This is a genomic window from Schumannella sp. 10F1B-5-1 (genome assembly GCF_006517535.1).
GTDB lineage: Bacteria > Actinomycetota > Actinomycetes > Actinomycetales > Microbacteriaceae > Schumannella.
The window spans coordinates 215,902-234,979 of sequence record NZ_VHQH01000038.1; the positions used below are offsets into that span (position 1 = coordinate 215,902).

The following is a 19,078-nucleotide window of genomic DNA, read 5'->3' on the forward strand; positions in this document are numbered from 1 at the left end:
CTCAGCGGTGCAGCAGGTCGAGCGCGTGCCGCGCCTGCTCGCGCCGCTCGGCCACCGGGCGATCCCACCAGTACGGGCCGCGCTCGCCGAGACCGAGCTTCGCGAGCTGCACGCGTCGGCGCGCCTGCTCGAGAGCGGCATCGTCGTCGGCCGCCTTCGCCGACTTCACGGCCGCGCGCCCGCGCCCGAGTTGCGAGCGCAGGCTCGCGACGGTCTCGGCATCGAGCATCGGGTCGGTGCGCCGCCAACGCCGCCCGTCGACGATCAGCCAGCGCTCGGCAGGATCGAGGTCTCGATCGCGGGCGCTCTGGTGCGGGGTCATGCGGGCATCATCCGCCCGGTTCGGCGCCGCGTCGAGGCATTGACAGGAGGCGCGCGGCGGCGTTGTCTGGAAAGACTGCGCGCGGCGGCCGACCGGCACGGTGGACGACCAGCGCCGGCGGGCACGGCCGACCTGCGCCGCGCATCCCGCGCATCCGGCGACCCGAAGGCGAGGACCCGATGACCGCATCCCTCAGCGTGACCGAGAGCGTCAGTCTCGACGGCGTCATGCAGGGGCTCGGGCGGCTCGATGAGGACACGCGCGGCGGCTTCGACCGCGGCGGATGGGGCGACGGCTACCAGGACGACGTCTCGTTCCGCTTCATGAGCGAGGGCATGAGCCAGGGCGGCGTGATGCTCTTCGGGCACCGCACCTACCGCGACGTGCTCGGGCACTGGACCGCCGTCGACGAGCCGAACCCGTTCACCGACCACCTGGTCGCGGCATCCAAGTACGTCGTCTCGCGGTCGCCCGCGACGACGCTCGCGTTCCCGAGCTCGACCCTGCTGGCGGGGGATGCGGTCGAGACGGTCGGCCGGCTGAAGCAGGAGGTCGACGGCGCGATCTCGATCATCGGCAGCGGCGAGCTCGTGCGCGCGCTGCACGCCGCCGGGCTCGTCGACGAGTACACGCTGCAGATCCACCCGATCGTGCTCGGCGCCGGCACGCGGCTGTTCGGCGAGGGCGACCGCAGCGATCTGCGGCTCGAGCGCTCGGTCGCGACGACGACCGGCGTGATCATCGCGCAGTACTCGGTTCGGCGCTGAGCGCAGGCCTCCGTCGAAGGCCCCGCCGACTTTCTCGGGGCGTGGGGCGCGCATCCACCGACCGTCTCAAGGAGTTGCTGTCACAGATGTGGCTGGTGAGCAACACGAGCCACTCCTGTGACAGCAACTCCTTGAGACGGTTCGGGTTCGCGCGCACTCCCGCTGCGCGCGTCATGAACGCGGCAGCCGCGTTCACCACCTCGGCAACGACAACGCCACCACGGGGTCGATGGACATGAACGCGCACGGCATCGCCGTCTACGGCACGAACGCGAGCGCCGCGATCACGAACCTGACGATCAGCGGCAACGAGGTCGACGACCTCAAGCTCGGCGCCAGCGAGGCCGTCGTCGTGAACGCAGCAGATCCTCGAGACCATCCGCGGCTATCCGGCTGACATGGGCACTTCGATCCTCACCGACCGCGAGGCGGGACGTGCTCTGGAGTGGGACATCCGCAACGGCGTCGTGCGGCGGCTCGGGCCCGCTGCTCGCGGCGACGAGCGACGGACTCGGTTGAGCCGCTTGCCCGACTCGGCCCGGTAGCGTCGGAGCGTGCCGATCGAGATCACCGCCGCCGGATTCCTCTTCGACATGGACGGCACGCTCGTCGACTCGCACGCCGTGGTCGAGCAGGAGTGGGCCCACTTCGCCGCCGCCTACGACCTCGACGCCGCGGAGATCCTCGCGGTGTCGCACGGCGTGCAGGCGATTGACACCGTGCGGCGCTTCCTGCCCGAGCGCAGCGACGACGAGCAGCGCGCGATCGCGGCCGAGCTGGTGCGGCGCGAGACCGCCGATACGGCGGGCATCGTCGAGATCCCCGGCGCGGCGGCCGTGATGGATGCGCTGCTCGCGCTCCACGCCCCGGTCGCCCTCGTCACGAGCGCACCGCGCGACCTCGCGCTCGTGCGCCTCGCCGCCGCGGGCGTCGCCGTGCCGCCGGTCGTGGTGACGGCGGAGGACGTGCAGCGCGGCAAGCCGCATCCCGACGCCTATCTCGCGGCGGCCGCCGCTCTCGGTGTGGACGCCGGCGACTGCGCCGCGTTCGAGGATGCCGAGGCCGGCCTGCTCAGCGCCGTCGCCTCGGGCGCGCGCACGGTGGTGGTCGGCGCGCATGCCTCCGCGACGACCGAGCCGCTCGTTCGCCTCGCCGACTACACCGGGGTGACGGTCGACCGCGCGACCGACGGCGTGTCGCGCTGGCTGCTCTCGCGCCCCTGAGCGACGGTCCGAGACGCGGACCCGCGGACCCGCGGAACCGCGACGCGGACCCGCGACGCCGCAGCTCGGCGGTCATTGCCCGTTGATCCCGCCCGCCCGCGCGTGCCCGGCCAGGAAGACCTGGTGGGCCGCCGCGCACGCCGCCCGCAGCGATCGGTAGTAGCCCACGAGCCGCCGGTCGGCGCTGCGCTCGGCCCAGGTGACGGCGCGGTAGCCGACCTCGTCGCCGATGCGCAGCATCCGGATGATCGCGTAGTCGCGCACCTGCGACCGCATGACCCAGGTGCCCGGCTCGACCTCGTCGGCCGAGAGCACGGGATGCCAGTCGGCGGAGTAGCCGCGGCGGGCGCGGGCCGCCGCATCCACACCGTCTTGCGGGTCGCTGTTGACGGGCACCGGGCTCCTCGTGGTCGGGTCGACGAGCGCCCGGCCGCGCTGATGCGGCGATGCTACGCCCGGCCGGCGACAGCGGCGAGGGCTGATCGGTGCGCGGTGATGCCGTGGCGCCGCGGTGCGGTGCCGGTGCGCGTTGACGCGCGCGCATCCGGCTCGGGATGATCGGCCCATGCCTGCGAAGCACGCCAGCGTCGACGACTTCCTCGCCGCGCTCGACGATGACCGGCGTGCCCGAGCCGAGTGGATGCGCGCCCTGCTGCTCGAGGTCGAACCGCGCCTCACCGAGTCGATCAAGTGGAACGCGCCGAGCTACGCCCGAGGCGACGCCGACCGCGTGACCATGAACGTGCAGAATCGCGAGGGCGTCGTGCAGGTCGTGCTGCACCTCGGCGCCGATCGGCCCGAGACCCGCGGCGCCGCCCCGGTGCTCGACGATCCGACCGGACTCGTGCGCTGGCTGAGCGACATCCGCGGGGTGCTCGTCGTGCCCGACCCGGGCGGCGCCGAGGCCGACGCGCGCCGCGTCGAGCTGGCCGCGTTGCTCTCGCGCTGGGTCAGCATCCCCTGATCTGAGCCCGCGTCGTGATACCGCCGGAGTCGGTTCGCGCGATGCCGAACCATCTCACGGAGTTGCTGTGACTGCTGGGGCGGATGTTGCTCACCAGCCTCGTGAGTCACAGCGACTCCTTGAGATGGTTCGGGTCGAGAGCGCGCACGACGCGCCGGGAGCACCGGGCGGAGGGGTTTCTGCCGACACGCCGTGCCGCGGGCCGCGCCGTGCCTCACGCCGCCCCGCGCGGCGTGTCGGCGAAAAGCCCCCCCCCCCCCGCAGATCCGGCTCGCGCCGCTGGTACCGTGCGGGCATGGGCTGGGGGCGCGCGTACTTCGCCGTGCAGGCCGTCGCCGGGGCCGCGTGGTGGGTGGCCGTGTTCACGATCCCGCTCGTGCGCGAGCTCACCCTCGGCTCCCTGGATGCGCGCCTCGTCGCCGCGGCCGACATCCCGCTGTTCGTGGTCGCGTCGGCGCTCGCCGCGACGCTGCCGATCCGTGCGGCGCGCCCCGCCGCGATCGTCGCGACCGCCTGGACGGCGCTCGTCGCGATCGCCATGGCGCTCTTCGCGACCGTCACGACCGAAGCCGGCTGGGGCGTGCTGATCATGGCCGCGGCGACGGGATGCTCGGCGCTCGCGCTGGCCCTGCTGCTGTGGGGGCGCATCCCGACGCGATGGATCGTCGCCGGGCCGTTCGCGTTCCGCCCGGCGCGCGCCACCGCGACGACGCGAATGCTCGGCGCGCTGATCTCGGCGCAGATCGCCGTGTTCTGGGGCCTGTTCCTCGTGGTCGGCCCGCTCGTCATCCGGGCGCTGGAGCGGCGCTGGCGGCTCGCGCTCGAGCTGTCGGCGAGCGCGGCGCTCGCGATCACGGTGGTCGGCGCGATCGTGTTCGTGCTCGCGGCCGCGCTCGGGCTGTGGTCGTCGGCGAGCATGGCGATCGTCGGGCGCGGCACCCCGCTGCCCTCGGCGATGGCGAACCACCTCGTCGTCGCCGGGCCGTATCGCCTCGTGCGCAATCCAATGGCCGTCGCCGGCATCGTGCAGGGCGCGGCCGTCGGACTCGTGCTCGGCTCGTGGCTCGTCGTCGCCTATGCCGTCGTCGGCTCGGTGATCTGGAACTACGCCGTGCGCCCGCACGAGGAGGCCGATCTCGAGCGGCGCTTCGGCGACGAGTTCCGCGCCTACCGGGATCGGGTGCGGTGCTGGGTGCCGCGCATCCCGGCACGCACCGTGTCGACGACCTGAGCGCGCCCGCTCAGCCCTCGGTCGCCGCGGGCAGCGGCTCGGCGGGCAGCTTGCGCACCTTGGCGCGGCGACGACGGCGCTCGGGCACCATCGAGCGCATCTCCTCGAGCTTGCCGAAGCAGAGCAGCCGGTCGCCGGCCTCGAGCGCGACGCGGTTGCGGGGGTTCGGCACGACCTGGGTTCCGCGGTGCAGGGTCAGCACGGTGATGTCGCGCTCCGACAGGCTCGACTCGCCGATCGTCTTGCCGACGAAGTCGCCGTTGTTGCGCACCAGCAGCTCGGCGACGCCGTAGCCGGTCGAGACGCTGAGGCGCTGGCGCACGTCGATCTCGGGGAAGGCGACCTGGTTGCCGATGTAGTCGACGATCGCGCCGGCCACATCCAGCTGGGTCGCGGTCTCGATGCCCTGCAGACCCGGCGAGGAGTTGACCTCCATCACGAGCGGCCCGTCGGCGCCCTCGAGCATGTCGACGCCGGCGACCTTGAGGCCCATGATCTGCGCCGAGCGCACAGCCGTCTGCTCGTACTCGGGCGAGAGCTCGACCCGCTCGACCGAGCCGCCGCGGTGCACGTTCGAGCGGAACTCGTCGCCCTCGGCCCGGCGCCGCATCGCCGCGACGACGCGGTCGCCGACGACGAGCGCGCGGATGTCGCGGCCCTTGCTCTCGCTCACGAAGCGCTGGATGAGCACGTTCTGGTTGGTCGAGTGCAGCGTCTCGATGATCGCCTCGGCGACCTTCACCTCGGGGGCGAGGATGACGCCGATGCCCTGGGTGCCCTCGAGCAGCTTGATCACGACCGGGGCGCCGCCGACCCGCTCGATCGCGGGGCGCACGTCGGCGCGGTTGCGCACGAAGGTGGTGGCGGGCATCCCGATGCTGTGGCGCGACAGGATCTGGGTGGCCCGCAGCTTGTCGCGCGCGTTCGAGATGCCGTTGGCGGTGTTGGGCGTGTAGACGTCCATCTGCTCGAACTGGCGCACGACGGCGGTGCCGAAGTAGGTGATCGACGAGCCGATGCGCGGCAGCACGGCGTCGTAGTCGCTGAGGCGGCGTCCGCGGAACTGCAGGTCGGGCTCGTCGCCGGAGAGGTCGATCGCGAAGCGCAGGGTGTTGAGCACCTTGACCTCGTGGCCGCGCTGCTCGGCGGCGGCGCGCAGACGCTGGGTCGAGTAGGCGCGGGGTGCGCGCGACAGGATGGCGAGCTTCATCGGTCGATCCCGTTCGAGGTCGGGCGCGCGGTCGGCGCGGAGGCGGCGGTGTGTCGGGGGATCACCCGGCCGACGGCGAGGGCGTCGGCGACGGGCGGGGCGGCGCTGGCAGGATGGGGCTGTGCACGCATCCCCTCATTCAAACACCCTCGCCGGGTGGCGCGAGTGGGTTCAGCTGCCGGATGTCGGCGTTCCCTGGATCAAGGCGAAGCTCGACACCGGCGCCCGCACCTCGGCCATCCACGCCTACGACATCGAGCCCTTCGAGCGCGACGGCGCCGAGTGGGTGCGGTTCACGATCCGTCCCTGGCAGCGCACGACCGACGGCCAGGTCGCGGTCGAGTGCCCGGTCGCCGACCATCGCGCCGTGCGCAGCTCGTCGGGTCACGTGCAGCACCGCTACGTCGTCGAGATGACGCTCGTGCTGGTCGGCCGAACGGTCACGATCGAGGTGACGCTGAGCAATCGCGACCGGATGGGCTTCCGCATGCTGATCGGGCGCGAGGCGCTGCGGCAGGGCTTCCTGGTCGACTCCGACGCCTCGTTCATCGGCGGCAAGGCTCCGCGCGGCGCCCGCCGGCAGAACCGCGGCCTCGAGGAGAAGTGATGACGACCTGGGCCGAGCGCATGGGACCGGTCGGCGTCTGGCGCAGCGTCGGCGACGTGGATGCGGCGCTCGCCGCCGACATCGAGCGGCTCGGCTTCGGCGCGCTCTGGCTGGGCGGCTCGCCCGGCTCCGACCTGCGCGCGGCCGAGGAACTGCTCGACGCCACGTCGACGCTCGTCGTGGCGACGGGCATCGTGAACATCTGGAAGTCGGACGCCGCCGAGCTGGCGGACTCCTGGCACCGCATCGCGGCGCGGCATCCCGGCCGTCTGCTGCTCGGCATCGGCTCGGGGCACCGCGAGGCGACGCCCGAGCGGGTGCGTCCGCTCCACGCGATGGCCGCCTATCTCGACGTGCTCGACGAGCGCGGGGTTCCGGTGGATGCGCGCGTGCTGTCGGCGCTCGGACCCAGGATGCTGGCGCTCGCCGCGGAGCGCAGCGCGGGCACGCATCCCTATCTGACGATCCCGGTGCAGTCGGCCGAGGCGCGCGCCGCGCTCGGCCCCGACCCGCTGATCGCACCGGAGCAGACGCTCGTGCTCGACCCCGATCCGGTGTCGGCGCGGGCGACCGCGCGGGTGTTCCTCGAGCGCTACCTCGCGATGTCGAACTACGCGGGCAACATGGTGCGCGGCGGCTTCGAGGAGTCGGACGTCGCGGGCGCGGGCAGCGACGCCCTGGTCGACGCGATCGTCGTGCACGGCGACGTGGCGACGCTCGCCGAGGCGGTCTACGCGCAGCTCGACGGCGGCGCCGACCACGTGTGCGTGCAGATCCTGCCGGCCGCGCAGAGCCCGGTGCCGGCGCTGACGGCGCTCGCAGCGGAGCTCGGCCTGACCGACTGACGCCGCATCGGGCGTCGCCGTCTGATCACCGCGATGACACCGGGGCGCGCCAGGATGTGCGCATGAGGATCGAGCTGACCAGCATCTTCGTCGACGACCAGCGCGCGGCCGCCGACTTCTACACGCGCATCCTGGGCTTCGAGAAGCACCACGACCTGCCCCTCGGCGACGACTTCTGGCTGACCGTGCGGTCGGCCGAGAGCCCCGACGGCCCCGAGCTGCTGCTCGAGCCCTCCGCCCACCCGGCCGTGAAGCCGTACCGGGATGCGCTCAAGGCCGACGGCATCCCGCTCGCCCAGTTCGCGGTCGACGACCTCGCCGCCGAGCACGAGCGGCTCACCGGTCTCGGCGTCGTGTTCACCCAGCCGCCGATGGATATCGGGATGGCCTGGATCGCCGTGCTCGACGACACCTGCGGCAACCTGATCCAGCTCATCCAGGCGAAGACCGACCCGGCGTGAGCGGCGTTTCGCCGCGCGTCCCATCTCGTGCGCTGCCCTGGCTGCTGCTCGCCGCGGCGGTCGTGTGCGAGGTGTCGGCGACGCTCGCGCTGAGCGCGGCGCAGAGGCATCCCGGCTGGTTCGCGCTCGTCGCGGCCGGCTACGTCGGCGCGTTCACGCTGCTGCCGCAGGTGCTGCGGCGGGGCGTTCCGCTCGGCGTCGCCTACGGGCTCTGGGGCGCCTCGGGCGTCGCGCTGACCGCGGCGCTGAGCGCCGCGCTGTTCGGCGATCCGCTGACTCCGACGATGCTCATCGGCATCGTGCTGATCATCGCGGGCGTGCTCGTCGTCGAACTCGGGTCGCAGCGGGCCGAGCGCGCGCGGGCGGCGCGGGAGCGGGCGGCCGGAACCGCGGAGGCCGCGGGGGTCGCGGAGGTCGCCGAGTGAGCTTCCTGCTGCTCGCCGGCGCGATCCTGTTCGAGGTCAGCGGGACGCTCGCGCTGCGCATGGCCGCGCACCACGGCCGCCGCTGGATCCCGCCCGTCGTCGTGGCCTACCTGCTCGCCTTCGCCCTGCTCTCGCTCACCCTGCAGTCGGGCATGACCGTCGGCGTCGCCTACGGCATCTGGACCGCCGTCGGGGTCGCGCTGACGGCGATCGCCGGCCGCATCCTGTTCAAGGAGCCCTTCACCTGGCTCATGGGACTCGGCGTCGCGCTGATCATCGGCGGCGTGCTGCTCGTGGAGCTCGGCGCCGAGCACTGAGCGCGTCGGCGGATGCGCGGCGCACCGTCCGCGATGCCACTCCGGGTCGGGCTCAGCCGAACGGTGTGACGACGCGGGCGACGCCGTCCCAGTGCCGCAGCGCGTCTGCTGTGCCGCGCAGTTCCGGCGCCGGGTCGATCGCGTCGAGCACCGCCAGCGCCTCGCCCAGACGGGCCAGCGGGATGCGCCGCGCGAGCGTCACATGGGGCGTCCAGTCGCCCGGGCGCGAGTGCGGCGCATCGGCGCCCGCCCCGTCAGCGTCAGCGACGGCGCCGGGGCCGACGCCCGCGTGCAGCTCCGCGTGCAGCGCCAGCAGCTCGGCGCTCGGCACCACGAGTCGCGCGAGCACGCGCCGCTCGCCGGCGCCGAACAGCACGGGCGCCCCGAGTTCGAGCGCCAGGGGCAGACGCGCGGCGGCGATCGAGCTGACCCCCTCGACCGCCGCACCCGCCGACGGCAGCGCATCGCGCACCAGCAGCGTCACGTGCGGCCGGTTGCTGGCACCGGTGTGCTGCGCCTGACTCGGCAGCCCGGCCTCGGCGAGCGCGGCCCACTCGGAGCGCACGGCGGCGTCGAGCCGCGCATCCAGGGTCAGCTCGAGGCTCTGCACCACGGGATCGGTCCGCTCCCGCTCAGACGGCGTCGGCCGCGCCGGCCGCGAGCCGGGCGATGCGGATACGCACCCGCGCGTCCGGGCCGGCGACGGCCCGCACGGCCTCGGTCACGGCGGCGAGCACCTCGCGGGCCGACGCGACCGCATCGACGCCGATGCTCAACTCGACCACGTCGCCGCGCACGGCCGCGTTCGGCAGCGGGGTCTCGCGGTCGGCGACCTGGGCGAGCGCCCGCTGCGCCGCCGAGTCGGCGGGGAACAGGCGCATCACGCCGGGCACGGCGGCCACCGCGTCGTCGATGCGGGCGGCGGTCGCGGCGAGCTGGGCCGGATCGCTCATGCGCGCTCCTCCTCGGCGGCGGGGTCGGCCGCGATGTCGGGAAGGTGGATGTCGTCGATCGTGACGTCGATCGCGCCCGGCTCGAGCGGTGTCGACCGCAGCAGCGCGGCGCTCGCCGCTGCGCGCACGGCGTCGGCCGCCGCCGCGAGCGGGGTGCCGTGCGCGACGCTGATCCTCACGTCGACGTCGGCGCGGTCGAGGGCGGGCGTGGCCTCGGTCGTGCCCGAGCCGTCGTCGCCGGCCCCCGGCGCGGCGGTCACGCGCAGCCCGACCCGTCCGACAAGAACGCCCGGCACCGCATCCCCGGCCTCGCGCAGCAGCTGACGCACGGCGCCCTCGGTCACGACGAAGCGCGCCGTGTCGTCGCTCTCGGGGAAGGGGATGTCGCGGCCGGCGCGCACCTCGCGGGTGATCGACTCCAGCAGCGCGCGGATCCAGTTCTCGTCGGGCGGCGGCATCCGCTCGGCGTCATCGGCGACGAGCTCGCGGGTGAGCGTGCCGAGCCGCTCGATCGAGTCGAGCACCGCGAGGCACTCGGGGTCGGCGTCGATCGCCGCGATCGCCGGCGTGCGCCCGCGGTCGGCGTAGGCCGACAGCGCCTCCAGGTCGTAGCCGGAGTCGCCGATGCCGTTCGTCTCGGTCATGATCGCCTCCACTCCATCATGCGCTCGAGCAGGTGCGCCCGGGCTCGCGCGAGTCGCCCGCGCACGGTCGACACGGGCACGTCGAGCCGCGCGGCGATCTCGTCGTAGCTCGCGCCCGACACCTCGCGCAGCGTCCAGGTGATGCGCACCTCATCGGGCAGCTCGTCGAGCGCGGCGGTCAGCTCGCGCATCTGCTGCGACAGCTCGGCCCGCTCCTCGGGGCCGCTCGCGGTCGCGGCCGGCTCGTGGTCGTCGATGTCGTCCGCGACGCGGCGGGCCCGGATGCGGTCGGTCGCCTTGCGCGCGACGATCGTCGCCAGCCAGCCGCGCACCTGACGGGGGTCGCGCAGCTCGGGCAGCTTGTCCCAGGCGGTGATGAGCGCATCCTGCACCGCGTCGTCGGCGTCGGCTCCCGAGCGGGTCAGCCGCAGCGCGAAGGCCCGCAGGTAGCTCGCGTGCCGGCGCACGAGAACCGCGAAGGCGAGCTCGTCGCCGTCCGCGGCGCGCTGAGCGAGCAGCGCATCAGCGGCGGAGTCGAGGCCGCTCACCGCTCGACTCCCTGCACGGCATCAGATTCTGGCATCCGTCACGCCGTCGGCGTCGCGCTCAGGAATCTGCCAGCAAAGCCCGCGTGACGAATGCGGCTCCCGCCGCGTCTCATCCGTGACGACGCCGACACGGACCCCCGAGCCGGCGCATCCGATGAACCACCCGATGAAGGAGACCCCTCATGGCCCAGGCCGGAACCCCCATCCCCGCTCCCACCGCCCCGCAGGGCAAGAACACGATCGTCGACCCGGTCGTCGCCAAGATCGCCGGCATCGCCGCCCGCGAGGTGCCCGGCGTTCACGCGCTCGGCGGCGGCGCCGCCCGCATCATCGGCAACGTGCGCGATGCGCTCGGCAGCACCGACCTGACGCAGGGCGTCAAGGTCGAGGTGGGCGAGACCGAGGTCGCCGCCGACGTGACGATCGTCGTCGAGTACCCGCAGCCGCTGCAGACCGTCGCCGAGGGCGTGCGCGCGGCCGTCGCGGATGCCATCACCGGACTGATCGGCATGCAGGTCGCCGAGATCAACGTGATCGTGACCGACGTGCACGTGCCCGGCGAGGAGCCCGCCGAGACCGCCGAGTCGCCGGCGCGCGTCCAGTGAACGGCTGGGTCGTCGGCGGTGCGGCGGGGGTGATCGTCGCCTTTGCCGGACTCGCGTTCGGGTTCTGGGGCGTCGTGCTCGTGGTCGTGCTCGGTGCGGTCGGCGCCGTCGTCGGCGCGGCCGTGACCGGACGCCTCGACCTGCGCGCGGCCGTCGATGCGGCGCGCGGGCGCCGGGTCGGATGACGCCGGTGAGCGGCGGCTCCCCGGTTCCCGCCTCGACCACGTCGACGTCGGACCCTGCCGCACCCGATTCCGCAAGGCACGACTCGGCCGCAGTCGGGGTGGTGGGCTCGCGTTCGCCCATCCCCGGCCGCGTGACCGTGGCCGAACGCGCCCTGCGCGGTGTGCTCGCGGCGGTGGCGGCCGAGCAGCTCGGCAGCCGAGCCGGTGACGTGGATGCGCGCATCCACGACGATCGCGGCCGCCTCGCCGTGGCGGTGACCGGTCCCGCGCGCCCCGGCACGTCGGGCGAGACCCTGATCGAGGTCGGGCGCCGCACGCGCGAGGGACTCGCTGCCGAGGGCGCGCGTCTCGCCGGTGTGCAGCTCGGCGCGATCCGCGTGCGCATCAGCGGACTCGCGAGCGGCGCCGCGAGCACCACCCCGATTCCCGCCTCGAACACCATCCCGACCACCCGGAGGGTGCGATGACCCCGCAGCGCTTCCGCGACCTGCTGGCGCGCCGCGAGCTGAACCGCTCGCGCTCGGTCGCCGCGTCGCTCGGCTTGATCGTGCTCGCGCTGGTCGCAGCGTCGATCGGCACCGAGTGCGTGCTCGCCCTGGCCGGGCTACCGCCGCTGCTGCTCTCGCCGGCCGACGCCGTCGACGGCTGGATCGCGGCGGGCGTCACGAGCGGGCTCGCCGTCGACGGCGACGACTTCGCGACGCTCGCCCTCCTCGTCGCCGCCGGTGCGCTCGCCGTGCTGGGCCTGATCGCGCTCATCGCCGCCCTCGTGCCGGCACGTCGCCCGCGGCACCGGCTCCGGGATGCGCGCACCGTCCTCCTCGTCGACGACGACGTGCTGGCGAGCGCCGTGTCACGGCACGTCGCCCGCACGAGCGGTGTCGCCGCCGAGCAGGTGCGTACGGCCGTCGGCCGCCGGGTGCTCGCCACCCGCGTGCGGCCGACGAGCGGGCATCCCCTCGTCGCGGCCGAGCTCGAGGCCGACTCGGCGGACTACGTGCGCGGGCTCGATCTCGCGCCCGCGGCCCGCGCCCGCGTCGCGGTCGCCGCGAGCGGGGTGATCGCGCGATGACCCGCAGCAACCGCACGCTCAACCGCGTGCTGCTCGCGCTGGCGGGGCTCACGCTGCTCGCCCTCGCCGCCGTCGCGGCGTGGCCGGTCGCGGCGCGCCTCGTGCCGGGACTGCTGTCGCCGGCCGACCTCGGGCTCGGCGCGACGACGCTGCGCCGGGGCGCCGAGCAGCCGCTCGTGCTCGGCGCGGTCGCCGCGGTCGCGCTGCTGCTCGTCGTGCTGGCCTTGTCGTGGGCGGTCTCGCGCGGGCGCGGCGGCACGGCCGATGTCGCGCGCGGCGTCGGCGGCGACCCGATCGACGCCGGTGTCGAGATCGACATCCGCACGGTGCGCGAGCTGCTCGGCGCCCAGCTGGATGCGGTCCCCTCGGTGCTCGGCGTCGACGCGAACGCCTATCGCCTGCGCGGACGCACCGCGCTGCGCGTCACGGTGCGCACCCGGCGCCACGCCGACCTGCCGGCGCTCGCGGCGGCGGTGCGCGCATCCATCGCCGACCTGGATGCGGCGCTCGGCATCGAGCTGCCGGTCGTCGTGCGCCTGGTGACCGGCCTGCGCGCGCAGCTCGCGCGCGAGCAGCGCGCTGAGTAGTTGGCTCCGCCGCGGCTCCGTTTCCGCGAGAGCCGCGCGGGACGAACGTTCAGGCTTTTTGCAACAAGCTTCTGAACAGGGATTTCATCGATTCACCCCTGACTGCTCCATCCGCCATGCCCCCCGAAGTGGTTACAGTCGAGAGCACCGGACGATGGCGTCCGGCTCGGCGCCGCGACCCTCGACGGTCGCGGTCGTCGACTCCGATCGCGGCTCTGGGGAGAGCCGCAGACAAGGAATCGACATGATCCGCTCAGCACGACCGACCGCGATTCGGCGCAGTCGGCCAGCCCTGTTCGCCCTCGCGGGAGTCGCCGTGCTCGCCGTCGGGGCGACCTCCGGCATCGCGAACACCGCAGCCGCTCCGGCAGCGAAGGCCGACACCCTCGTCTGGTCTCAGGACTTCGACGGGGCCGCCGGCTCGGCGCCCGACAGCTCGGTGTGGAACCTCGAGACCGGCGGGGGCGGCTGGGGCAACAACGAGCTGCAGAACTACACCGACTCGCGCGCGAACTCGCAGCTCGACGGCAACGGCAACCTCGTCATCACGGCCCGCCAGGAGGGCGACGGCTCGTACACCTCGGCGCGCCTGACGACGGCCGGCAAGTACCAGCCGCAGTACGGCCGGGTCGAGGCGCGCATCCAGATCCCGCGCGGTCAGGGCATCTGGCCGGCCTTCTGGATGCTCGGCGGCGACATCGGCAGCAACCCGTGGCCGGGCTCGGGCGAGATCGACATCATGGAGAACGTCGGCTACGAGCCGCACCGCGTGCACGGCACCATCCACGGCCCCGGCTACTCGGGCGCCGCCGGACCGACCAGCACCTACCAGCACCCGCAGGGCTGGTCGTTCGCCGACGACTTCCACACCTTCGCGGTCGACTGGTCTCCGGGACGCATCGCGTGGTCGGTCGACGGCAACGTCTACTCCGAGCGCACGACCGCCGACACCAACGGCAACCCGTGGGTCTTCGACAAGCCGTTCTTCATCATCCTGAACGTCGCGGTGGGCGGCAACTGGCCCGGCAACCCCGACGGCTCGACGCAGTTCCCGCAGTCGATGAAGGTCGACTACGTGCGGGTGTACTCCAGCTGATCGGCGTCGTTCGCTGATCTGACCGAGTCAGAGGCGCGGGGTCCTGGTGGGTTCGTCCCGCCGGGACCCCGTCGTCGTCTCCCCGGTCGCACCGGCTGTCGCACCGGTCGCCTCGAAGGCGGCGGCGAGACGCAGCAGGCGCGTGTCGTCATAGGCGCGGCCGGCGAAGGTCAATCCCACCGGCATGCCGATGTCGGCCATCGTGCCCATCGGCACCGTGACGGTCGGGATGCCGAGGTGGCGGATCGCCAGGTTGCCGTTCGCGACCCAGACGCCGTTGCGCCAGCCGAGATCGGCCGACGCCGGGTCGACGTCCATGTCGGCCGGGCCGACGTCGCTCACCGCGGGGAACACGATCGCGTCGAGACGCTGCTCGTCGAGCCACGCCTCGAGGTCGTCGCGGCGGGTCTGCTCGAGGCCGCGCATCCCGGCTTCGAGCTCGGGGATGTCGAGGAACGACGTGACCTCGGGATGCGCGCGCACCCACTCGGGGTAGTCGGCGATGTCGTCGTCGAATCCCGTGTACCGGTCGGGCAGGGCGCCCTCGGGATGCGGGAAGACCCGGGCGCCGTCGACCCCGGCGAGCGAGTCGAGCGCCGGGTCGCCGTTGGCCTGCAGGAAGTCCTGCCACCCCCACGCCGAGAGGTCGACGATCTCGCGGCGCAGGTACTCGGGGCTCACGAGGCCGCGCGTCGCGATGGTCGGCGCACCGGGCCGATCGCCCTCGTAGTTCGACACGACCGGGAAGTCGGTGTCGACCACGGTCGCACCGGCCGCCTCGAGGTCGCGGCGGGCCGCCTGCCAGAGCGCGACGATCGACGGCCGGGTCTCGATGCGCTGCCCGGTAGGCCCGCCGATGCCCGGGTTCTCGGCCGTGCCGGCCAGCGGGTCGCTGCCCAGGTACATGCTCGGGATGCCGATGCGGGCGCCGGCGAGCGGGCCCGGGCCGGGCGACGCCACGCCGAGCGCGACGTACGACGGCGGGCGCACGGCGCTCGCCGCGGGGATCTCGATCCACGGCTGCGCGCGCCACAGGTCGCCGCGGGTCTCCGGGTCGTCGGCGACGATCACGTCGAGCACCTCGAGCAGGTCGGCCATGGTGCGGGTGTGCGGCACGACGACGTCCATGGTCGGCACGAGCGGCCAGTTGCCGCGCGTCGAGATGACGCCGCGCGAGGGCGTGTACGCGCAGAGGGCGTTGCTGGATGCGGGACCGCGTCCGCTCGACCAGGTCTCCTCGCCGAGCCCGAAGGCCGCGAAGCTCGCCGCGGTCGCCGTTCCCGAGCCGTTCGACGAGCCCGACCCGAACGGCGCCGTCAGCCAGTCGGCGCTGTACGGGCTCTCGGCCCGGCCGTAGACGCCGCGCTGCATGCCTCCGTTCGCCATCGGGGGCATGTTCGTCAGCCCCAGGCAGATCGCGCCGGCGCCGCGCAGGCGCTCGATCGTGAAGGCGTCGCGCTGGGCCACGAGATCGGCGAAGGCGGGGGAGCCGGCCGCGGCGGTGAGGCCGGCGACGAGGTAGCTGTCCTTCGCCGTGTACGGGATGCCGTCGAGCGGGCCGAGCGCGGCACCCGCGGCGCGCCGCGCATCCGAGGCCTCGGCCTCCGCGCGCGCGGCGGGGTTGCGCACGACGACGGCGTTGAGGGCGGTCGCGGTGTCGGCTCCGTCGTAGGCGTCGATGCGCGCGAGGTACGCCTCCACGAGCTCGACCGACGTGCTCGCCCCGCTCTCGAGCGCGGCGCGCAGCTCGGCGATCGACGCCTCGACGACGTCGATCATCGGGCGCTGCTCCCGGCGCCGGTGGCCTCGGAGCCCGTGGCCTCGGCGGCCGCGTTCGTCGCCGTCAGCGGCTGCTGCTGCGTGATGCAGTGGATGCCGCCGCCGCGCGCGAAGATCGGCCGCGCATCCACGGTCACGACCTCGCGGCCGGGGTAGGCGTCGGCGAGGATCGCGCGCGCGTCGGCGTCGGCCTTCGCCTCGCCGAAGCCGCAGGCGATGACGCCGCCGTTGACCACGTAGTGGTTCACGTAGCTCCAGTCGACGAGGCCGTCGGTGTCGTGCGTGGTGGCCGGCGCGGGCAGGTCGACGATCTCGAAGCGGCGACCCGCGGCATCCCGCTGCTCGCTCAGCAGCGCGCGCAGCACGCCGCTGACCCCGTGGTCGGGATGCGCCGCGTCGCGCTGCTCGTGCAGCAGCAGCCGACCGGGCGAGGGGATCGTCGCGACGATGTCGACGTGCCCGTTGGTGCCGAAGTGGTCGTAGTCGCGGGTGAGCCCGCGCGGCAGCCAGATCGGGGCGGTGGCGCCGATCGTGCGCGCCATCTCGGCCTCGACGCTCGCTCGGGTGGCGTGCGGGTTGCGGCGCGGGTCGAGCTGCACGGTCTCGGTCAGCAGCACCGTGCCCTCGCCGTCGACGTGGATGCCGCCGCCCTCGTTCACGAGGTCGGAGTCGACGAGCTCGGCACTCACGGACTCGGCGATGAACCGCGCGATGCGGTCGGCCTTCTCCCACTCGGCCCACTCGTTCGCACCCCAGCCGTTGAAGACCCAGTCGACCGCGCCGAGCACGCCGGGGCGCTCGGGGTCGAGCACGAAGGTCGGGCCGAAGTCGCGCATCCAGAACTCGTCGAGCGGCGCCTCGACGCGGGTGATCGTGCCGCCCAGCATCCGCTCGGCGCGGGCCGTCTCGGTGGGGTCGACGACCATGGTGAGCGGCTCGAACTCGGCGATCGCACGGCCGACGGCGGTCCAGGCGGCGTAGCACTCCTCGCGCTCGGTGGTCGTCTCGCCCAGGGTCTCGCCCTCGCGGGGGAACGCCATCCAGCTGCGCTCGTGCGGGTGGGTCTCGCTCGGCATGCGCCAGGTCATCGTCGGCTCCTTCGCGGCTGATCCCTCGCGGCTGCTCGAGCGGGGGCTCTCGGCTATTGATCGAATGATCAATATGCGGCAGAGTACGGACAGGACAACGATGACGTCAACACCCACCGCACCCCGCACCCGCAAGTCGCCCGCCGAGCGCCGCGACGAGATCGAGCGCGCCGCCCGAGAGCTCGCGCTCGAGCAGGGCCTCGCCGCGCTGACCCTGCGCGCGGTCGCGGCGCGGGCGGGCGTCGTGCCCGGACTCGTCGCCCACTACGTCACCGGCATGGACGACCTGGTCGCCGCGACCTTCTCCGCGATCGTCGCCGACGAGCTCGCCGAGGTGCACGCCCTCGTGCGCCGCGAGCCGGCGGTCGCCCGACGCATCGGCGCCCTCGTCGACACCGTGCTGCACGGCGGGCGCGACGACGTCACGCTGGTCTGGGTGCAGGGCTGGGCGCTCGGTCCGGCGAACGCGGCGCTCGCCGCCGCCGTGCGCGAGCAGATGGATGCCTGGCACACCATGATCGTCGAGCTCATCTCCGACGGCGTCGACGCCGGCGCCTTCGTCGTCGACGACGCGCACGCCGCCGCCTGGCACCTGCTCGCCATGATCGACGGACTCAACGCCCATTCCCTCGTGCGCTGGCACGACGCCCCCGACCGCCGCGACATGACCCTGCGCGTCGTCGCGGCGCTGCTCGGGGCGGAGACCGCGGCGATCGCATCCCCCATCACCACCGAGGAGACCGCATGACCGACCCCACGACCTCGCGCCCCGAGGCCCGGATGCACGCGGTGCTGCCCGAGACCGCCGATACCGTCGACGAGGTGCTCGACTACGCGCGGCGCCGGGCGCTCGCGACCGACATCCCGCTCGACCAGGCCCTGCGCCCGCGCGACCTCGAGCGGCTCGCGGGCCGCACCGTCACCCCCGGCGGCATCGGCGCGCGGCGCGCCACGGCGGTGTTCGAGAACATCCTCGCCCCCGCCTGTCTCACGACCGACCATCCGGGCTACCTCTCCTTCATCCCCTCCGCCCCGAGCAAGGCGGCGAGCGCCTTCGACGTGATCGTGTCGGCGTCGTCGGTCTACGGCGGCTCGTGGGTCGAGGGCTCGGGCGCCGTCTATGCCGAGAACGAGGTGCTGCACTGGCTGGCCGCCGAGTTCGGCCTGCCGCAGGGCGCCGGCGGCGTGTTCATGCAGGGCGGCACGATCGGCAACCTCTCGGCGCTCGTCACCGCGCGCGACGTCGCGCGACGCCGCTTCGCCGACGAGGGCCGCGAGCGTCCGTCGCGCTGGATCGTCGTGTGCAGCGCCGAGGCGCACTCCTCGATCGCCTCGGCCGCCGACGTGATGGACGTGCAGATCGTCGGCGTGCCCACCGGCGCCGACGGTCGCCTGCACGGCGACGCCGTCGCGGCCGCACTCGACGAGCACGGGGATGCCGTCTTCGCCGTCGTCGCGACCGGCGGCACCACCAACTTCGGCATCGTCGACGACATCGCCTCGATCGCCGCCGTCACCCACGAGCGCGGCGTCTGGCTGCACATCGACGGCGCCTACGGTCTCGCCGCCATGCTCGTCGAGCGGATGCGCCCGACCTTCGCCGGTGTCGAGCTCGCCGACTCGGTCATCGTCGACCCGCACAAGTGGTTGTTCGCGCCCTTCGACGCCTGCGCGCTGATCTACCGCGACCCGACCGTCGCGTTCCGCGCGCACACGCAGCACGCCGAGTACCTCGACACGCTCACCGAGGCCGCCGACTGGAACCCCTCGGACCTCGGCATCCAGCTCACCCGCCGCGCCCGCGGCCTGCCGCTCTGGTTCTCGCTCGCCACCCACGGAACCGAGCGCTACCGCGAGGCCATCGACTACGGCATCCACCTCGCCCGCCGCATCGCCGACGAGATCGCGGCGCGCCCCGGTTTCTCGCTCGTGCGCGACCCGCAGCTGTCGGTCGTCGTGTTCCGCCGCGACGGCTGGACGCTCGCCGACTACGACCGCTGGTCGCAGAAGCTGCTCGACGACCAGATCGGCTTCGTCGTGCCCAGCTCGCACGCGGGCGAGCCGGTCGTGCGCTTCGCGATCATCAACCCGATGACGACCTACGAGCTGCTGGTGGAGATCCTCGACTCGATGGAGTGAGGCGGGTCCG

The 19,078-nt window shown here is 73.7% G+C and carries 27 protein-coding genes; 18 read left to right on the top strand and 9 right to left on the bottom strand.

Annotation, left to right across the window (positions count from 1 at the left end):
* Position 1 precedes the first annotated feature (1 nt).
* Positions 2-322 carry a biopolymer transporter Tol gene (locus tag FJ658_RS09955; RefSeq protein ID WP_141145224.1) on the bottom strand — a complete coding sequence of 107 codons (321 nt, stop codon included), beginning with the start codon at positions 320-322 and terminating at the stop codon, positions 2-4.
* A 179-nt stretch (positions 323-501) separates the two neighbouring features.
* Here FJ658_RS09955 and FJ658_RS09960 point away from each other — a divergent pair, with 179 nt between their 5' ends.
* The 3 genes from FJ658_RS09960 (at position 502) to FJ658_RS09970 (ending at position 2,312) form a co-directional block, all read left to right on the top strand.
* Positions 502-1,089: a dihydrofolate reductase family protein gene (locus FJ658_RS09960; protein ID WP_141145225.1), complete on the top strand. Its 588-nt coding sequence runs from the start codon at positions 502-504 to the stop codon at positions 1,087-1,089.
* A 229-nt stretch (positions 1,090-1,318) separates the two neighbouring features.
* On the top strand, positions 1,319-1,486 hold the full coding sequence (locus FJ658_RS16155) for a hypothetical protein (protein WP_181408411.1): 168 nt from the start codon (positions 1,319-1,321) through the stop codon (positions 1,484-1,486).
* Between the two features lie 157 nt (positions 1,487-1,643).
* Positions 1,644-2,312 (top strand): HAD-IA family hydrolase, encoded by a 669-nt coding sequence (locus tag FJ658_RS09970; RefSeq protein WP_370454789.1) that lies wholly within the window; start codon positions 1,644-1,646, stop codon positions 2,310-2,312.
* A gap of 72 nt (positions 2,313-2,384) precedes the next feature.
* Here FJ658_RS09970 and FJ658_RS09975 read toward each other — a convergent pair whose 3' ends face one another.
* On the bottom strand, positions 2,385-2,708 hold the full coding sequence (locus FJ658_RS09975) for a hypothetical protein (RefSeq protein WP_141145226.1): 324 nt from the start codon (positions 2,706-2,708) through the stop codon (positions 2,385-2,387).
* A 169-nt stretch (positions 2,709-2,877) separates the two neighbouring features.
* Between FJ658_RS09975 and FJ658_RS09980 the strand changes: the two genes are divergently transcribed.
* Together FJ658_RS09980 and FJ658_RS09985 are read left to right on the top strand one after the other, a co-directional pair.
* The gene (locus FJ658_RS09980; protein WP_141145227.1) at positions 2,878-3,276 is read left to right on the top strand and encodes a DUF1801 domain-containing protein; all 399 of its coding nucleotides are present in this window, start codon (positions 2,878-2,880) and stop codon (positions 3,274-3,276) included.
* Positions 3,277-3,571: 295 nt separating this feature from the next.
* Complete coding sequence (locus tag FJ658_RS09985; RefSeq protein ID WP_141145228.1) at positions 3,572-4,507, top strand: isoprenylcysteine carboxylmethyltransferase family protein; 936 nt, start codon at positions 3,572-3,574, stop codon at positions 4,505-4,507.
* A 10-nt stretch (positions 4,508-4,517) separates the two neighbouring features.
* Here FJ658_RS09985 and FJ658_RS09990 read toward each other — a convergent pair whose 3' ends face one another.
* Complete coding sequence (locus FJ658_RS09990) at positions 4,518-5,717, bottom strand: RimK family alpha-L-glutamate ligase (protein ID WP_141145229.1); 1,200 nt, start codon at positions 5,715-5,717, stop codon at positions 4,518-4,520.
* Positions 5,718-5,838: 121 nt separating this feature from the next.
* Here FJ658_RS09990 and FJ658_RS09995 point away from each other — a divergent pair, with 121 nt between their 5' ends.
* The 5 genes from FJ658_RS09995 (at position 5,839) to FJ658_RS10015 (ending at position 8,372) form a co-directional block, all read left to right on the top strand.
* Positions 5,839-6,324 (top strand): RimK/LysX family protein, encoded by a 486-nt coding sequence (locus FJ658_RS09995; RefSeq protein WP_255447663.1) that lies wholly within the window; start codon positions 5,839-5,841, stop codon positions 6,322-6,324.
* Positions 6,324-7,169 carry a TIGR03620 family F420-dependent LLM class oxidoreductase gene (locus tag FJ658_RS10000; RefSeq protein WP_141145231.1) on the top strand — a complete coding sequence of 282 codons (846 nt, stop codon included), beginning with the start codon at positions 6,324-6,326 and terminating at the stop codon, positions 7,167-7,169. Before FJ658_RS09995 ends, FJ658_RS10000 begins: the two co-directional genes overlap by 1 nt.
* 62 nt (positions 7,170-7,231) lie before the next feature.
* A complete protein-coding gene (locus FJ658_RS10005; RefSeq protein WP_141145232.1) occupies positions 7,232-7,630 on the top strand; it encodes a VOC family protein in 399 nt (132 codons plus the stop codon).
* Positions 7,627-8,055 (top strand): multidrug efflux SMR transporter, encoded by a 429-nt coding sequence (locus FJ658_RS10010; RefSeq protein WP_255447664.1) that lies wholly within the window; start codon positions 7,627-7,629, stop codon positions 8,053-8,055. The genes FJ658_RS10005 and FJ658_RS10010 overlap by 4 nt, the downstream gene beginning before the upstream one ends.
* Complete coding sequence (locus FJ658_RS10015) at positions 8,052-8,372, top strand: multidrug efflux SMR transporter (RefSeq protein WP_141145233.1); 321 nt, start codon at positions 8,052-8,054, stop codon at positions 8,370-8,372. The genes FJ658_RS10010 and FJ658_RS10015 overlap by 4 nt, the downstream gene beginning before the upstream one ends.
* 52 nt (positions 8,373-8,424) lie before the next feature.
* Here FJ658_RS10015 and FJ658_RS10020 read toward each other — a convergent pair whose 3' ends face one another.
* From FJ658_RS10020 to FJ658_RS10035, 4 genes are read right to left on the bottom strand one after another with little or no spacing between them, the layout of a single operon-like run.
* Positions 8,425-8,985, bottom strand: coding sequence for a 2'-5' RNA ligase family protein (locus FJ658_RS10020; protein ID WP_141145234.1), 561 nt, complete (start codon positions 8,983-8,985; stop codon positions 8,425-8,427).
* 19 nt (positions 8,986-9,004) lie between these two features.
* Entirely contained in the window at positions 9,005-9,325 is a 321-nt protein-coding gene (locus FJ658_RS10025; RefSeq protein ID WP_141145235.1) for a hypothetical protein, read from the bottom strand.
* A complete protein-coding gene (locus tag FJ658_RS10030) occupies positions 9,322-9,969 on the bottom strand; it encodes an Asp23/Gls24 family envelope stress response protein (protein WP_141145236.1) in 648 nt (215 codons plus the stop codon). Before FJ658_RS10030 ends, FJ658_RS10025 begins: the two co-directional genes overlap by 4 nt.
* Complete coding sequence (locus tag FJ658_RS10035; protein WP_141145237.1) at positions 9,966-10,517, bottom strand: RNA polymerase sigma factor; 552 nt, start codon at positions 10,515-10,517, stop codon at positions 9,966-9,968. Before FJ658_RS10035 ends, FJ658_RS10030 begins: the two co-directional genes overlap by 4 nt.
* Positions 10,518-10,699: 182 nt before the next feature.
* Between FJ658_RS10035 and FJ658_RS10040 the strand changes: the two genes are divergently transcribed.
* The 6 genes from FJ658_RS10040 to FJ658_RS10065 all read left to right on the top strand — a co-directional run bounded on the left by FJ658_RS10040 (position 10,700) and on the right by FJ658_RS10065 (position 14,062).
* Positions 10,700-11,122 carry an Asp23/Gls24 family envelope stress response protein gene (locus FJ658_RS10040; RefSeq protein ID WP_141145238.1) on the top strand — a complete coding sequence of 141 codons (423 nt, stop codon included), beginning with the start codon at positions 10,700-10,702 and terminating at the stop codon, positions 11,120-11,122.
* A complete protein-coding gene (locus FJ658_RS10045; RefSeq protein WP_141145239.1) occupies positions 11,119-11,307 on the top strand; it encodes a hypothetical protein in 189 nt (62 codons plus the stop codon). The genes FJ658_RS10040 and FJ658_RS10045 overlap by 4 nt, the downstream gene beginning before the upstream one ends.
* Before the next feature lie 131 nt (positions 11,308-11,438).
* Positions 11,439-11,774: a hypothetical protein gene (locus FJ658_RS10050; RefSeq protein WP_141145240.1), complete on the top strand. Its 336-nt coding sequence runs from the start codon at positions 11,439-11,441 to the stop codon at positions 11,772-11,774.
* Positions 11,771-12,379, top strand: coding sequence for a hypothetical protein (locus tag FJ658_RS10055; RefSeq protein WP_141145241.1), 609 nt, complete (start codon positions 11,771-11,773; stop codon positions 12,377-12,379). The genes FJ658_RS10050 and FJ658_RS10055 overlap by 4 nt, the downstream gene beginning before the upstream one ends.
* On the top strand, positions 12,376-12,966 hold the full coding sequence (locus FJ658_RS10060; protein WP_141145242.1) for a hypothetical protein: 591 nt from the start codon (positions 12,376-12,378) through the stop codon (positions 12,964-12,966). Before FJ658_RS10055 ends, FJ658_RS10060 begins: the two co-directional genes overlap by 4 nt.
* Before the next feature lie 244 nt (positions 12,967-13,210).
* A complete protein-coding gene (locus tag FJ658_RS10065; RefSeq protein ID WP_141145243.1) occupies positions 13,211-14,062 on the top strand; it encodes a family 16 glycosylhydrolase in 852 nt (283 codons plus the stop codon).
* 27 nt (positions 14,063-14,089) lie between these two features.
* Here the strand turns inward: FJ658_RS10065 and FJ658_RS10070 are convergent, their stop codons facing one another.
* Positions 14,090-15,841: an amidase gene (locus FJ658_RS10070; protein ID WP_141145244.1), complete on the bottom strand. Its 1,752-nt coding sequence runs from the start codon at positions 15,839-15,841 to the stop codon at positions 14,090-14,092.
* Positions 15,838-16,929, bottom strand: a complete 1,092-nt coding sequence (locus tag FJ658_RS10075; RefSeq protein ID WP_141145245.1) for an agmatine/peptidylarginine deiminase — start codon at positions 16,927-16,929, stop codon at positions 15,838-15,840. Before FJ658_RS10075 ends, FJ658_RS10070 begins: the two co-directional genes overlap by 4 nt.
* Before the next feature lie 100 nt (positions 16,930-17,029).
* On the opposite strand from FJ658_RS10075, the gene FJ658_RS10080 reads away from it, so the two are divergent.
* Both FJ658_RS10080 and FJ658_RS10085 read left to right on the top strand, forming a co-directional pair.
* Positions 17,030-17,677 carry a TetR/AcrR family transcriptional regulator gene (locus FJ658_RS10080; RefSeq protein ID WP_141145246.1) on the top strand — a complete coding sequence of 216 codons (648 nt, stop codon included), beginning with the start codon at positions 17,030-17,032 and terminating at the stop codon, positions 17,675-17,677.
* The gene (locus FJ658_RS10085) at positions 17,674-19,068 is read left to right on the top strand and encodes an aminotransferase class V-fold PLP-dependent enzyme (protein ID WP_141145247.1); all 1,395 of its coding nucleotides are present in this window, start codon (positions 17,674-17,676) and stop codon (positions 19,066-19,068) included. The genes FJ658_RS10080 and FJ658_RS10085 overlap by 4 nt, the downstream gene beginning before the upstream one ends.
* Positions 19,069-19,078: the final 10 nt, after the last annotated feature.

Bases quoted from the DNA above. Each gene is read 5' to 3' on its own strand.
- FJ658_RS10070 (WP_141145244.1), bottom strand. From the start codon at position 15,841: ATGATCGACGTCGTCGAGGCGTCGATCGCCGAGCTGCGCGCCGCGCTC.
- FJ658_RS09985 (WP_141145228.1), top strand. From the start codon at position 3,572: ATGGGCTGGGGGCGCGCGTACTTCGCCGTGCAGGCCGTCGCCGGGGCC.
- FJ658_RS10060 (WP_141145242.1), top strand. From the start codon at position 12,376: ATGACCCGCAGCAACCGCACGCTCAACCGCGTGCTGCTCGCGCTGGCG.
- FJ658_RS09990 (WP_141145229.1), bottom strand. From the start codon at position 5,717: ATGAAGCTCGCCATCCTGTCGCGCGCACCCCGCGCCTACTCGACCCAG.
- FJ658_RS16155 (WP_181408411.1), top strand. From the start codon at position 1,319: ATGGACATGAACGCGCACGGCATCGCCGTCTACGGCACGAACGCGAGC.
- FJ658_RS10030 (WP_141145236.1), bottom strand. From the start codon at position 9,969: ATGACCGAGACGAACGGCATCGGCGACTCCGGCTACGACCTGGAGGCG.
- FJ658_RS09960 (WP_141145225.1), top strand. From the start codon at position 502: ATGACCGCATCCCTCAGCGTGACCGAGAGCGTCAGTCTCGACGGCGTC.
- FJ658_RS10055 (WP_141145241.1), top strand. From the start codon at position 11,771: ATGACCCCGCAGCGCTTCCGCGACCTGCTGGCGCGCCGCGAGCTGAAC.
- FJ658_RS10080 (WP_141145246.1), top strand. From the start codon at position 17,030: ATGACGTCAACACCCACCGCACCCCGCACCCGCAAGTCGCCCGCCGAG.
- FJ658_RS10025 (WP_141145235.1), bottom strand. From the start codon at position 9,325: ATGAGCGATCCGGCCCAGCTCGCCGCGACCGCCGCCCGCATCGACGAC.
- FJ658_RS10000 (WP_141145231.1), top strand. From the start codon at position 6,324: ATGACGACCTGGGCCGAGCGCATGGGACCGGTCGGCGTCTGGCGCAGC.
- FJ658_RS10065 (WP_141145243.1), top strand. From the start codon at position 13,211: ATGATCCGCTCAGCACGACCGACCGCGATTCGGCGCAGTCGGCCAGCC.
- FJ658_RS10005 (WP_141145232.1), top strand. From the start codon at position 7,232: ATGAGGATCGAGCTGACCAGCATCTTCGTCGACGACCAGCGCGCGGCC.
- FJ658_RS09980 (WP_141145227.1), top strand. From the start codon at position 2,878: ATGCCTGCGAAGCACGCCAGCGTCGACGACTTCCTCGCCGCGCTCGAC.
- FJ658_RS10075 (WP_141145245.1), bottom strand. From the start codon at position 16,929: ATGACCTGGCGCATGCCGAGCGAGACCCACCCGCACGAGCGCAGCTGG.
- FJ658_RS10040 (WP_141145238.1), top strand. From the start codon at position 10,700: ATGGCCCAGGCCGGAACCCCCATCCCCGCTCCCACCGCCCCGCAGGGC.
- FJ658_RS10085 (WP_141145247.1), top strand. From the start codon at position 17,674: ATGACCGACCCCACGACCTCGCGCCCCGAGGCCCGGATGCACGCGGTG.
- FJ658_RS09955 (WP_141145224.1), bottom strand. From the start codon at position 322: ATGACCCCGCACCAGAGCGCCCGCGATCGAGACCTCGATCCTGCCGAG.